The sequence below is a fragment of the Bacillus sp. EB106-08-02-XG196 genome, assembly GCF_013396335.1.
GTDB lineage: Bacteria > Bacillota > Bacilli > Bacillales > Cytobacillaceae > Neobacillus.
The window spans coordinates 13,792-27,584 of record NZ_JABWSY010000019.1 but is presented as its reverse complement, the minus strand read 5'-3'; the positions used below and the strand labels follow the sequence as shown (position 1 = coordinate 27,584).

The window sequence follows — 13,793 nt, the reverse complement described above, 5'->3', positions numbered from 1 at the left end:
GGAGGAAAGTTTGTGTCTATTACAGCTTTAGATGGAAAACGTTTTGCAGAGATGGTGATTCAAGGTGCGAATCATTTAGGAGCCAACGCAAAAATGGTTGATGCATTAAACGTTTTTCCTGTGCCCGATGGTGATACTGGAACGAATATGAATTTATCAATGACCTCAGGGGCAAAGGAAGTTAAAAATAATGTACAGGAACATATTGGAAAAGTTGGAGTAGCTTTATCAAAGGGTTTACTTATGGGTGCTAGAGGTAACTCCGGGGTAATCCTTTCCCAATTATTCCGTGGATTCTCTAAAGCAATTGAAACGAAAGCAGCAATCACTGGAAAAGAATTCGCAGCGGCTTTGGAGTCGGGTGTCGAAACTGCCTATAAAGCAGTAATGAAGCCAGTGGAGGGTACGATTTTAACGGTGGCAAAGGATTCAGCAAAAAGAGGTGTTCTTGCTTCCCAAAAATCTAACGATATTATCGAGATTATGGAGGAAGTTTTAATAGAGGCAAAAGCATCACTTAAACGCACACCTGACCTGCTTCCTGTTTTAAAGGAAGTTGGAGTAGTTGACAGTGGCGGGCAAGGGCTTGTATTCGTTTATGAGGGATTTCTTGCTGAATTAAAAGGCGAGCAGCTTCCGGATTCACCGGAAAACTATCCTTCGATGGATGAAATGGTCAGTGCAGAACATCATAAAAGTGTCCAAAGTCATATGAATACAGAAGATATAGTATTCGGCTATTGTACAGAATTTATGGTGAAGTTTGAAGAGGCAAAACTGGCAAAGCATCCATTCGACGAACAGGTTTACCGGAATGATCTAAGTAAGCTTGGAGATTCCTTACTTGTTATTGCGGATGAAGAGGTTGTCAAGGTACATATTCATTCTGAACAGCCGGGTGATTGTCTAAGCTATGGACAAAAGTACGGAAGCTTAATCAATATCAAAATTGAAAACATGAGGCAGCAGCATTCCAATATTGTTGGAGAAATGCACACACCTTTAGTTTCTGATAAACCACAAGCACCAAAAGAACAGCAGGAGTATGGAATTGTAACCGTATCAATGGGTTCCGGAATAGCTGAGTTATTTAAGAGTATCGGGGCACATGCAGTAATTGAAGGCGGACAAACAATGAATCCGAGTACAGAAGATATTGTTAAGGCCGTTAAAGAAGTGAATGCGAAAAAGGTATTTATTCTTCCGAATAATAAAAATATCATTATGGCTGCTCAGCAAGCTGCTGATGTATCAGATGAAGAAATTTATGTAATTCCGTCTAAAACAGTTCCACAAGGTCTTTCAGCCCTTTTAGCATTTAATCCAGCAGGAGATGTTAAAACAAATGAAGCATCGATGACGGAAGCAATGCAGCATGTTAAGACAGGTCAAATTACTTTTGCAGTTCGCGATACCCAAATCGATGGATTAGAAATTGAGAAAGATGATTTCATGGGAATTGCCGAAAGCAAAATAGTTGTAAAAAACAAAGATAAAGGCAGAGTTGCGCAAGAGTTGCTTTCTAAGATGGTGGATGAGGATTCGGAAATATTAACCATCATCTATGGTGAAGACGTTACCGAGGATGAGGTAAATGACCTTGTAACCTATGCCGGCGAGCATTTCGAGGATGTTGAAGTTGAACTTCATAATGGAAAACAACCATTATATTCATTTATCTTTGCAATTGAATAAGTGATAAAATAGAAGGGGTAGAAACCCTTCTATTTTCTTTTTTCTGTGTTATAAATATAGGTGGATACCAAAGAGATTTATTTGTCCTAGGGGGAGAAACGAATGAAATACAGAAGTGTGTTTGACATAATCGGACCTGTAATGATTGGACCATCCAGCTCACATACAGCTGGGGCTGCCAGGATTGGCAGAGTCGCTAGGAGTTTATTTGGCAGGGAGCCAAAATGGGCAAATATTTCTTTATATGGCTCATTTGCTAAAACGTATAAAGGACATGGGACAGATGTAGCGATTATTGGTGGTTTATTAGATTTTGATACCGATGATGTAAGAATCATAAATGCAATAGACATTGCAAACGAACGGGGTATCAAACTCCGATTTATAGAAGAAGACGCGATTACTGACCACCCTAATACCGCTAGAGTGATTATTGGCGATGATAAAGGCGAATTAGAGCTAGTTGGAATTTCAATTGGCGGCGGAAAAATTGAAGTGACAGAGTTAAATGGTTTTGAACTTAAATTATCAGGAAACCATCCAGCCATTTTAGTGGTCCATAATGATCGTTTTGGCGCAATTGCTAATGTATCAAATGTACTAGCAAAATACGAAATCAATATTGGGCATATGGAAGTTGCAAGAAAAGAAGCTGGAAAGCTTGCACTGATGACCATTGAAGTTGACCAAAACATTGAAGATAAAATCCTTCATGAGCTAGAACTACTGCCAAATATTCTAAAAGTTACTAAGATAGTGGACTAGAAGAAAAGCGGAAGCGCCTTGTCAGCCCCGACAGCTACTTGCGGGCAAGTGGATGAAGTCACGCTTTTCGTGCTTCTGTGCTGGACCGAAGTGACCTCGAGGGGCTAGGCGCTGTAGCTGGACAAGAACAGATAACAACGAGGGGGATGGCATATGTTTCGAAACGTTGCTGAGTTAGTAGAGCTTGCAATTAGCAAAAATAAAAAAATCTCAGAAATTATGATTGAGCAAGAAATGGATGTCACCGGACGCAGCCGGGAAGAAGTACTTTCTTTTATGGATAGAAATTTAAGAGTCATGGAGGAAGCGGTTGAACGGGGAATTAAAGGAGTAAAATCTCACTCTGGTCTAACAGGAGGGGATGCTGTGCTTCTACAAAAATATATTGAAAAAGGTAACTTCTTATCAGGTAAAACTGTTCTTGATGCCGTAAGTAAAGCTGTAGCGACGAACGAAGTCAATGCCGCGATGGGAACAATATGTGCTACACCAACTGCAGGTTCTGCAGGAGTTGTGCCTGGAACATTATTTGCTGTGAAAGAAAAACTAAATCCTACTAGAGAGGAAATGGTTGCATTTCTTTTCACGGCGGGAGCTTTTGGCTTTGTCGTTGCTAATAATGCTTCGATTTCAGGTGCAGCTGGCGGCTGTCAGGCGGAAGTTGGTTCAGCTTCAGGAATGGCTGCGGCAGCTATTGTTGAACTGGCAGGAGGTTCACCAGAGCAATGCGCAGAAGCAATGGCGATAACACTAAAGAATATGCTTGGGCTGGTATGTGATCCTGTCGCCGGTTTGGTAGAAGTGCCGTGTGTAAAAAGAAATGCAATGGGAGCCGCAAATGCGATGGTGGCGGCAGATATGGCATTAGCGGGTATTACTAGCAGGATCCCATGTGATGAAGTCATTGATGCCATGTATAAAATAGGACTAACCATGCCGACAGCTTTAAAAGAAACTGCACAGGGAGGGTTGGCGGCAACTCCGACAGGTCGTGAACTCGAAGCCAAGATCTTCGGTATTCCGCGCGTCTAAAGTGAATCATTATCTTAAACAATCAGTTACCGTAATAAAAGGCATTGGGGAAGAAACAGCTGAGAGTTTAGCGGAAATGAAAATATATACAATTCAGGATTTATTAGAGTATTTTCCTTACCGTTATGAAGATTATCGACTTCGTGAACTTACAGAAGTTCAGCATGAAGAGAAAATTACTGTAGAAGGGAAGGTTCATAGTGAGCCTTCTCTTACATATTTTGGCCGGAAGAAATCGAAGTTGATGATTAGGATGTTTGTCGGGCAATATCTTATTAAAGTTGTATTTTTTAACCAGCCGTACTTAAAAAGTAAAATAATCATGAATGAAACGATTACCGTTACAGGTAAGTGGGATGCCCATCGTCAAATGATTACGGCTAGTGAAATGCAGGTCGGACAAAATGCAAAAATACAAGACTTTGAGCCTGTCTACTCACTTAAAGGAAAAATTACGACGAAAGGAATGCGGAAATTTATTTCGATTGCCTTTCAACAATTTGGCAAATATATAGAAGAAAGTCTGCCATTCTCTCTGGTAAAAAAGTACCGTTTGCTAAATCGCAGTGATGCTATGAAAACTATGCATTTTCCAGGTAACCAAGAGGACGTAAAACAGGCGCGCCGTCGTTTAGTTTATGAAGAATTTTTACTATTTCAGCTAAAAATGCAGGCATTACGTAAATTTGAACGGGAGCATGCACCTGGAATACAACAAAACTATCATGTGACAAAGGTTGAGGAATTTATTCAATCTCTGCCTTTTCCGTTGACAAATGCGCAGAATCGCGTTGTAACGGAGATTTTAACAGACCTAAAATCCCCGCTTAGAATGAATCGCCTCCTGCAAGGTGATGTGGGTTCTGGGAAAACGGTGGTGGCAGCAATTGGATTATATGCTAGTTTTACAGCAGGTTACCAAGGGGCATTAATGGTTCCGACAGAAATTTTAGCAGAACAGCACGCTGAATCTCTCAAGGGACTATTAGAACCTTTTGGACTTAACTGTGAATTATTAACGAGTTCTGTTAAGGGAAAACGGAGAAGAGAAATTCTTCAAAACTTAGCTGAAGGAAAAGTCGATATTTTAATAGGGACACATGCTCTTATTCAGGATGAGGTTTCTTTTAAGAAATTAGGGTTTGTGATAACCGATGAACAGCACCGCTTTGGTGTTGAACAAAGAAGAGTGTTACGGGAAAAAGGAGAAAATCCTGATGTTCTGTTCATGACGGCAACTCCAATACCAAGAACGCTTGCGATTACTGTATTTGGTGAGATGGATGTATCCGTCATCGATGAAATGCCTGCAGGTCGTAAAGCAATCGAAACCTACTGGGCAAAACCGGATATGTTGGGAAGAGTCCTTTCTTTTGTAGAAAAGGAACTGGTAAAGGGGCATCAGGCTTATGTGATTTGCCCGTTAATTGAAGAATCAGACAAGCTGGATGTTCAAAATGCCATTGACGTCCATACCACTCTAACTCATCACTTTCAAAATAGTTATAAGGTTGGACTTATGCATGGACGATTAAGCTCGGAAGAAAAAGATACGATTATGAAGGCATTTAGTATTAATGAGGTACAAGTGCTGGTATCAACAACAGTTGTAGAAGTAGGAGTCAATGTTCCTAACGCCACAATGATGGTTATATATGATGCCGAAAGGTTTGGACTTTCCCAGCTCCATCAACTCCGAGGAAGAGTAGGCAGAGGCAGTGACCAATCCTATTGTATTTTGTTAGCCGATCCAAAGTCTGAAGTCGGTCAAGAGAGAATGAGAATTATGACCGATACAAATGACGGATTCGTTTTAAGTGAAAAGGACCTTGAATTACGGGGACCTGGTGACTTCTTTGGGAAAAAACAAAGTGGGGTCCCAGAATTTAAGCTGGCAGATATGGTTCATGATTACCGTACACTCGAAACAGCTAGAAATGACGCTTCCATCATGATCCAGTCGAAGGCCTTTTGGAGTGCAAATGAATATGAATTCCTTAGAAGTCAGCTCGATGAAACAGGTGTTTTAGAAGGTGAAAAACTAGATTAATCAAAAAAAACAACTTCAAGCAGATTGCAAGAATATAAACTTATTCTTGCAATCTGCTTTTTCTAATTTTATACTACTATTAGTACCTAGTCATAATAGCTCGGACGGTGTTTGATTATGAGAAGAACAAAAAAAGAACGTCAGCAAATGTTAAAAGAGACCATAAAGGAAAATCCTTTTATAACCGATGAAGACCTTGCAGATAAATTCCAAGTAAGTGTGCAAACAATTCGCCTTGATCGTTTAGAATTGTCGATTCCTGAATTGCGGGAAAGAATAAAATATGTTGCAGAGAAAAAATTTGAAGATGAGGTTCGGTCTCTGCCGATCGAGGAAGTAATTGGAGAAATTATTGATATTGATTTAGATCATAGTGCCATTTCAATTCTCGATGTGAAAGAGGAGCATGTCTTTATTCGGAACCAGATAGCCAGAGGCCATCATGTTTTCGCACAGGCAAATTCTCTTGCTACAGCGGTCATTAATGATGAATTGGCGTTAACAGCAAAAGCAAACATACAATTTAAACGCTCAGTTAAACAAGGTGAACGAGTGATTGCCAAAGCTAAAGTTATTAAAATAGATGACGGCATCGGCAGGACCATTGTCGAGGTGACAAGTTTTGTAAATAACGAGCTTGTTTTTAAAGGTGAATTCGAAATGTACCGTTCAGAAAAATCATTAAAGGATGAGAATAGATGAAGTTAGCAATCGATGCAATGGGTGGCGACCATGCTCCTAAAGAAATCGTAATCGGTGCAATGAAAGCTGTAGATGCTTTTTCAGATATACATATAACCTTAGTTGGGGATGAAACCAAAATTAAAGAATACTTAACAAATCCGGAACGGATAAGTATTTTACATACAACGGAGGTCATACTCGGAACGGACGAACCTGTGAGAGCTGTTCGGCGCAAGAAAACGGCTTCCATGGTATTAGCTGCACAACAAGTAGCGGATGGGAATGCAGACGCTTGTATATCAGCAGGAAATACAGGTGCATTAATGGCTGCAGGATTGTTTGTTGTAGGCAGGATTGAGGGGATAGAACGGCCTGCACTAACACCTACTTTACCAACCATTGGCGGAGAAGGATTTCTATTATTGGATGTCGGGGCAAATGTAGACGCAAAGCCTGAGCATTTGCTTCAATATGCCATAATGGGTTCCATCTATTGTGAAAAAGTTAGAGGAACAGCTAACCCTCGGGTTGGTCTTCTAAATATCGGGACGGAAGAAAAGAAAGGGAATGACCTAACAAAAGCGGCATTTGTACTTTTGAAAAAGGCAAATCTAAATTTTATTGGAAATGTAGAAGCCAGGGATTTACTTGATGGCGCAGCGGATGTGGTTGTGACGGATGGTTTCACTGGTAATATGGTGTTGAAAACCGTAGAGGGTACAGCGCTATCTATGTTTAAAATGTTAAAAACCACGCTAATGAGCAGCGTAAAAAGTAAACTTGCTGCCGCAGTGTTAAAACCTGAATTCAAGATTTTAAAAAACACATTAGACTATTCTGAGTATGGCGGTGCAGGTCTTTTTGGCATTAAGGCCCCCGTTATCAAAGCGCATGGCTCCTCAAACGGACAAGCAATTTTTAGTGCGATTCGTCAAACAAGAGAAATGGTTGAAAAGGATGTTGTCGGGCTCATAAAAAAAACGATTGAAAATGAGAAGACATCTAATTCAGAAGTGTAGGAAGGGGTGCACAAATGGGAAAAATAGCGTTTGTATTTCCAGGGCAGGGCTCACAAACGGTAGGTATGGGACAGCAGCTTGCTGAGCAGTTTCCTGAGGTAATGCAATATTTTAATAAAGCAGACGAAACACTTTCGGTTGAATTAAGTAAACTTATATTTGAGGGACCTCAAGAAGAATTGACCAAAACGGTTAATACACAGCCAGCACTATTAACAACAAGTATGGCCATTCTAGAAAGATTCCAAAAATCTGCAATCAAGCCTGATTATGTTGCTGGACATAGTCTGGGTGAATATACAGCACTTGTAGCAGCTGGGGCATTTACCTTTGAGGATGGCGTCTTTGCAGTGAGAAAAAGAGGAGAATTTATGGAAGGTGCAGTTCCAAATGGTGAAGGTTCGATGGCAGCTATTTTAGGACTTGCTCGTGAACCTCTTTCCGAAGTAACAGCTGAAGTAAGTAACTCTGGCTTTCCTGTTTCTCTTGCCAATTTGAATTGTCCAGGTCAAATTGTTATCTCAGGATCACGAAAAGGTGTTGAGCTTGCAGGGGTAAAAGCGAAAGAAGCTGGTGCAAAAAGAGCGATTCCTTTGGAAGTCAGCGGTCCATTCCATTCTTCATTAATGAAACCTGCTGCTGGCGAATTACGTGAGGTTTTAGATGGTCTTGATATGAAGGATGCGCATATTCCAGTGATTGCAAATGTTTCGGCAAATCCAATGACTACAGCATCAGAAATTAAGGAAAATTTAATTGAACAGCTATACTCACCTGTATTATGGGAAGATTCTGTTGTGAAAATGATTGATTTAGGTGTTGATACATTTATTGAGATTGGTCCCGGGAAAGTACTTTCAGGGTTAATTAAAAAAATCAACCGCAGTGTCAAAACGTACTCGATATCGGATGAGGAAAGCTGTCAATCTGTAATCGAGGCATTGAAGGAGGAAAATCTGTGACTTTAGAAGGAAAAGTTGCCTTAGTAACGGGTGCGTCCAGAGGGATAGGAAGAGAAATTGCCCTCGAGCTTGCAAGACAGGGAGCAAATGTCGCAGTCAACTATGCTGGCAGTGAAGGTAAAGCGAATGAAGTGGTAGATGAAATAAAAGCTATTGGGAAAGAAGCATTTGCGATAAAATGTGATGTATCCAATAGTGAAGAAGTGTCTGCTATGGTTAAAGAAACAGTAGATCGTTTTGGTAAATTGGATATACTTGTTAATAATGCGGGTATCACAAAAGACAATTTATTAATGAGAATGAAAGAAGACGAATGGGATGATGTGATTAACATTAATCTTAAAGGCGTTTTTCTTTGTACAAAAGGCGTTACCCGCCAAATGATGAAGCAGCGTGTGGGTCGTATCATTAATATCACTTCAGTTGTTGGTGTAAGTGGTAATCCGGGACAAGCTAACTATGTGTCAGCAAAAGCCGGTGTCATTGGTTTAACGAAAACGACAGCAAAAGAGCTCGCTTCTCGTAATATTACAGTAAATGCGATTGCACCAGGCTTTATTACCACTGATATGACAGATAAATTATCGGATGAGGTAAAAGGTGAGATGTTAAAGCAAATTCCGCTAGCTCGGTTAGGTGAGCCTAAAGATATTGCTAAAATGACAGCTTTCTTGGCTTCCGATGATGCTTCATATATTACAGGACAAACGCTTCACATTAACGGTGGAATGGTAATGTAAAAATATTTTTTTATACATTTATTATTTTATCGAAATACTCTATAATAGCTTGAGGGGAGGTGAACTACAATGGCAGAGGTATTAGAACGTGTTACAAAAATCATCGTTGACCGTTTAGGTGTAGATGAATCACAAGTTAAGCTCGAAGCTTCATTCAAAGATGATCTTGGTGCTGATTCCCTTGACGTAGTTGAACTAGTTATGGAATTAGAAGATGAGTTTGATATGGAAATTTCTGACGATGATGCTGAAAAAATCAGCACAGTTGGTGATGCTGTTACTTACATAAATAGCAAGAATTAATTCGTTGGATTTCTTTCAAAAGCTCCGTTTTCAAACGGAGCTTCTTTCTGTATTATAGAACTTGGCAAATTGCAAAAATACTGCCAAGTTTCTTTGCGTTTTGACTGGAGATTACTTAAACTATTGATAGGTATGTGTGTAAAAAATATGCAAGGTGGAGACTTTAATGCGCAGAAAAGGTAAGGAAAAAGAAATGAACAATCGCGCAAAAGAAAATCAATTTAAGGATTTTCAGGACAAGATCGGTATTCATTTTGAAAATGAAAAGCTTTTAAAACAAGCTTTTACTCATTCATCCTATGTGAATGAGCATCGCAGAAAGCCTTATGAAGATAATGAGAGGCTTGAATTTTTAGGGGACGCTGTACTAGAACTCACTGTGTCGAAATTCCTATTCCAGAAATATCCAATGATGAGTGAAGGGGAGCTAACAAAGCTGCGTGCAGCTATCGTATGTGAGCCTTCGCTTGTAATCTTGGCAAACGAACTTTGCTTTGGCAAATTAATTTTGTTGGGAAAAGGAGAAGAAATGACTGGGGGAAGGGAACGCCCAGCGCTCTTGGCTGATGTATTTGAGGCATTTATTGGTGCGTTATATCTGGATAAGGGACTTGAGGTAGTAATTGAATTTCTAGACAAAGTGGTTTTCCCTAAAATTAATGAGGGTGCTTTTTCTCATGTGATGGATTTTAAGAGCCAGCTTCAAGAATTAATCCAGAGAGATGGGACAGGTTTGATTGAATATAAAGTATTAATTGAAAAAGGTCCTGCCCATAGTAAAGAATTTGTTTCGAGAGTTTCTTTAAATGGTGAAGAATTAGGCATCGGTACGGGTAAATCAAAAAAAGAAGCAGAACAGCATGCCGCCCAAATGGCGCTGGAGGTTTTAAAGCAAAAACATCATAGTTAAACAACATAAGAATGCTAAGGAAGATTCCGGCCAAGCTTTAGGGAGGATAAGGATATGTTTTTAAAACGGTTGGACATCATTGGCTTTAAATCTTTTGCAGATCGTATTGGGGTGGATTTTGTTCAAGGAGTCACTGCTGTAGTCGGCCCAAACGGAAGTGGGAAAAGTAATATAACAGATGCAATTCGCTGGGTATTGGGTGAGCAATCTGCTAAATCACTTAGAGGCTCTAAAATGGAAGATATCATTTTTGCGGGAAGCGATACAAGAAAGCCGTTAAATTATGCGGAAGTGACCCTGACTCTTGATAATCAAGATGAAGGATTATCAATTGATTACAATGAAGTAAGTGTAACGAGAAGAGTCACCCGTTCTGGGGATAGTGAATATTTAATTAATAAACAACCTTGCAGATTAAAGGATATTGTTGATTTATTTATGGACTCGGGTCTTGGCAGAGAAGCGTTCTCGATTATCAGCCAAGGGAAGGTAGAAGAAATTCTCAACAGTAAGGCTGAGGACCGAAGAACAATCTTTGAAGAAGCTGCAGGTGTATTAAAATATAAAAATCGTAAGAAAAAAGCAGAATCTAAACTAATAGAAACACAGGATAATTTAAATCGAGTAAATGATATACTACACGAACTTGAAGGACAAGTTGAACCATTAAAGATACAGGCTTCAATGGCAATGGATTACTTAGAGAAAAAAGAAGAGCTTGAAAAAATAGAAGTAGCCTTAACGGTGTACGATATTGAAGATTTACATCAAAAGTGGACCCGGTTTTCAACTCAGCTCGAAGAACACCAGCAAGAAGAAATTAAGCTTTCGTCTAAGTTACAGATAAAGGAAGCAAAAATAGAAGAAACAAGGAATCAAATAGCTGCGCTCGATGAGTCAATTACTGATTTGCAAAATGTTCTCCTGCATGCTAGTGAAGAATTAGAAAAGCTAGAAGGCAGGAAAGAAGTATTAAAAGAACGTAAGAAAAATGCTTCTCAAAATAGAGCTCAGCTTGAAAAAAGTATTACTGAACTTACGGATAAAATCTTTCAATTAAAAAGCAATAAAGATATACAGGATGAACTAGTAAAAAAGCTGACACAACAAGTGAATTTTCTTCAAAATCTGTTAAAAGAAAAACAGGTAAAATTAGCGTTATTCACGGAAAATATTGATGAAAAAATTGAAACCTTAAAAAGTGAATATATCGAACTGATAAATGACCAAGCTGGAGCGAAAAACGAGCTGAAATATATCGACCAGCAGCTTGAGCAGCAGGAAATAAAGAGCACTCGCCTTGACTCTGAAAATGTAAAATTCATCGAGGAAAGACAAGTTTCTCAAACGAAGAGGTTACAAATTCAATCAGCGCTAGATGAAGTACAAAGCAATCTATCAAATCAAGTCACGGGTTTCAGGGAGAAGCAGCGAAAACTTGAAAATGCTCAAAACAATTATCAGAAGCAGGAAAAGACCTTATATCAAGCCTATCAAATTCTTCAACAGGCAAAATCACGGAAAGAAATGCTTGAGGAGCTGGAAGAAGATTATTCAGGTTTCTTTCAAGGGGTAAAAGAAGTACTAAAAGCCCGTGGAAATAAGCTTCCAGGGATTGAAGGAGCTGTAGCTGAGCTAGTCAAAGTGCCAAAAGAATACGAGACAGCAATTGAAACAGCATTAGGCGGTGCCTTGCAGCATATCGTCGTGGATGCGGAACAAAATGCCCGTACAGCTATCACCTTCTTAAAACAAAATTCATTCGGCAGGGCTACTTTTTTACCATTAAGCGTAATAAAAGGCAGAGTGTTGTCGTCCTCACAACAACACTCCATTCAAAACCATCCATCATTGGTGGGGAGTGCCGTCGATTTAGTAAGCTTCGATCCAAAATATACCGAGGTCATCAGTAGTCTTTTAGGTAATGTTGTTATAACGAAAGATTTAAAGGGCGCGAACGAACTGGCCAAAATCCTCCAGTATCGTTGTCGACTTGTGACGTTGGATGGAGATATTGTCAACCCAGGAGGCTCGATGACTGGCGGGGCACAAAAGCAAAAAACCAGCTCTTTATTGACAAGAAAAGGCGAGCTTGAAGAGTTGAAAGAAAAAATTATCGTAATGAGTGATAAAACCTCTAGTTTAGAAAACTTGGTTAAGTCTTTAAAACAAGATATTAAATCACAAGAACAAGAACTAGAGTCAATGCGAAAGTTTGGAGAAGAATTAAGACAAGAGGAACAAACGTTAAAGGGTGATCTCCGAGAAGCAGAATTCGATGAAAAGAATATTAATAATCGCTTGGCGATGTATGATCTTGAAAAAGGCCAATTGACAGAGGAACAGAAATCCTTAAACAATCGTAAAAGTGATCTCTTTGAAGCAATGACTAGCTTTAAAGGTAAGCTAGAAACTTTAGATAAACAAATTGCAAAACTAACAGAACAAAAAACAAATGATATCTCATCAAAAGAAACACTAACAAAGGAAATAACAGATTTAAAGGTCGAGTATGCAGCTAAAAATGAGCAGTTTGTAAATACAAAAGAACGATTAGCTTTGATAGTAGAAGATTTAAACGAAAGTGAAGAGAGGCTGGCTCTTTATACAGAGGATTTGATGCTGCTAACCTCTGAGATGGAAGGCAGTACATCCGGTGAAGAACAGTTGGAAGTTGCCGCAAAACGTAAGCAGCAGGATAAGGAACAAACGATTGCCCTTATATCTTCAAGAAGGCAGGAACGTATCCACATGCTTTCAGGCCTTGAAGATGCTGAGCTCGAAGCAAAGGAAATCAAGAGGCTTCATAAGGGTATGGTAGAAGTTTTAAAGGATGAAGAAGTAAAGATTAATCGTTTAGACGTTGAACTTGAAAACAAACTTGCGCATCTTAGAGAAGAATATTTGCTTTCCTTTGAGGGTGCAAAGGAACAATATCCACTAACCTTGCAAGTGGAAGAAGCTAGGAAAAAAGTAAAGCTGATAAAACTGGCGATTGATGAACTCGGCAGTGTGAATATTGGAGCCATTGAAGAATATGAGAGAGTTTTTGAACGTTATGAATTTCTGACTGAACAAAAGAACGACCTTCAAGAGGCGAAGGATACTCTTTATCAGGTTATTGATGAAATGGATATAGAAATGAAAAAACGTTTTGAACAGACCTTTACTGGAATTCGTGAGCATTTTGAACCTGTGTTCCGCGCATTATTTGGCGGCGGAAGAGCAGATTTAAAACTTACGCAGCCGGAGGACTTATTAAATACGGGAGTAGAAATCGTTGCACAGCCGCCTGGTAAAAAACTGCAAAATCTTGGATTATTATCGGGTGGTGAGAGAGCATTAACAGCCATTGCTTTGCTATTTTCCATTTTAAAAGTCCGCCCAGTTCCATTTTGCATTTTAGACGAGGTGGAAGCAGCTCTTGATGAAGCAAACGTTTTTAGATTTAGTCAATATTTAAAGAGTTTTAGTGAAGAAACCCAGTTTATTGTCATCACTCACAGAAAAGGAACAATGGAAGAAGCAGATGTTTTATACGGTGTAACCATGCAGGAATCAGGTGTCTCAAAGCTTGTTTCTGTCCGACTTGAGGATACGAAGGAGCTTGTCGAAACTTAAAGGATAGGAAGT

Annotated in this window: 11 protein-coding genes; all 11 read left to right on the top strand. The window is 39.4% G+C overall.

What is annotated here, in order from left to right:
• Positions 1-12 precede the first annotated feature (12 nt).
• The 11 genes from MLOOGBEN_RS24360 to smc all read left to right on the top strand — a co-directional run bounded on the left by MLOOGBEN_RS24360 (position 13) and on the right by smc (position 13,781).
• Positions 13-1,695 (top strand): DAK2 domain-containing protein, encoded by a 1,683-nt coding sequence (locus MLOOGBEN_RS24360; protein ID WP_179160881.1) that lies wholly within the window; start codon positions 13-15, stop codon positions 1,693-1,695.
• Between the two features lie 102 nt (positions 1,696-1,797).
• On the top strand, positions 1,798-2,460 hold the full coding sequence (gene sdaAB, locus MLOOGBEN_RS24355) for an L-serine ammonia-lyase, iron-sulfur-dependent subunit beta (protein ID WP_179160880.1): 663 nt from the start codon (positions 1,798-1,800) through the stop codon (positions 2,458-2,460).
• Positions 2,461-2,613: 153 nt separating this feature from the next.
• Positions 2,614-3,492, top strand: coding sequence for an L-serine ammonia-lyase, iron-sulfur-dependent, subunit alpha (gene sdaAA / locus MLOOGBEN_RS24350; protein WP_179160879.1), 879 nt, complete (start codon positions 2,614-2,616; stop codon positions 3,490-3,492).
• Between the two features lies 1 nt (position 3,493).
• Positions 3,494-5,542, top strand: coding sequence for an ATP-dependent DNA helicase RecG (gene recG / locus MLOOGBEN_RS24345; protein WP_179160878.1), 2,049 nt, complete (start codon positions 3,494-3,496; stop codon positions 5,540-5,542).
• Positions 5,543-5,659: 117 nt separating this feature from the next.
• Positions 5,660-6,244 carry a transcription factor FapR gene (gene fapR, locus MLOOGBEN_RS24340; RefSeq protein ID WP_179160877.1) on the top strand — a complete coding sequence of 195 codons (585 nt, stop codon included), beginning with the start codon at positions 5,660-5,662 and terminating at the stop codon, positions 6,242-6,244.
• Positions 6,241-7,245, top strand: a complete 1,005-nt coding sequence (plsX, locus tag MLOOGBEN_RS24335) for a phosphate acyltransferase PlsX (protein ID WP_179160876.1) — start codon at positions 6,241-6,243, stop codon at positions 7,243-7,245. The genes fapR and plsX overlap by 4 nt, the downstream gene beginning before the upstream one ends.
• Before the next feature lie 14 nt (positions 7,246-7,259).
• Positions 7,260-8,207, top strand: coding sequence for an ACP S-malonyltransferase (fabD, locus tag MLOOGBEN_RS24330; RefSeq protein WP_179160875.1), 948 nt, complete (start codon positions 7,260-7,262; stop codon positions 8,205-8,207).
• Complete coding sequence (gene fabG / locus MLOOGBEN_RS24325) at positions 8,204-8,947, top strand: 3-oxoacyl-[acyl-carrier-protein] reductase (protein ID WP_179160874.1); 744 nt, start codon at positions 8,204-8,206, stop codon at positions 8,945-8,947. The genes fabD and fabG overlap by 4 nt, the downstream gene beginning before the upstream one ends.
• A gap of 69 nt (positions 8,948-9,016) precedes the next feature.
• Complete coding sequence (locus MLOOGBEN_RS24320; protein ID WP_095247684.1) at positions 9,017-9,250, top strand: acyl carrier protein; 234 nt, start codon at positions 9,017-9,019, stop codon at positions 9,248-9,250.
• A gap of 166 nt (positions 9,251-9,416) precedes the next feature.
• Positions 9,417-10,160 carry a ribonuclease III gene (gene rnc, locus MLOOGBEN_RS24315; RefSeq protein ID WP_133369426.1) on the top strand — a complete coding sequence of 248 codons (744 nt, stop codon included), beginning with the start codon at positions 9,417-9,419 and terminating at the stop codon, positions 10,158-10,160.
• Positions 10,161-10,214: 54 nt separating this feature from the next.
• Positions 10,215-13,781: a chromosome segregation protein SMC gene (smc, locus tag MLOOGBEN_RS24310; protein WP_179160873.1), complete on the top strand. Its 3,567-nt coding sequence runs from the start codon at positions 10,215-10,217 to the stop codon at positions 13,779-13,781.
• Positions 13,782-13,793 lie beyond the last annotated feature (12 nt).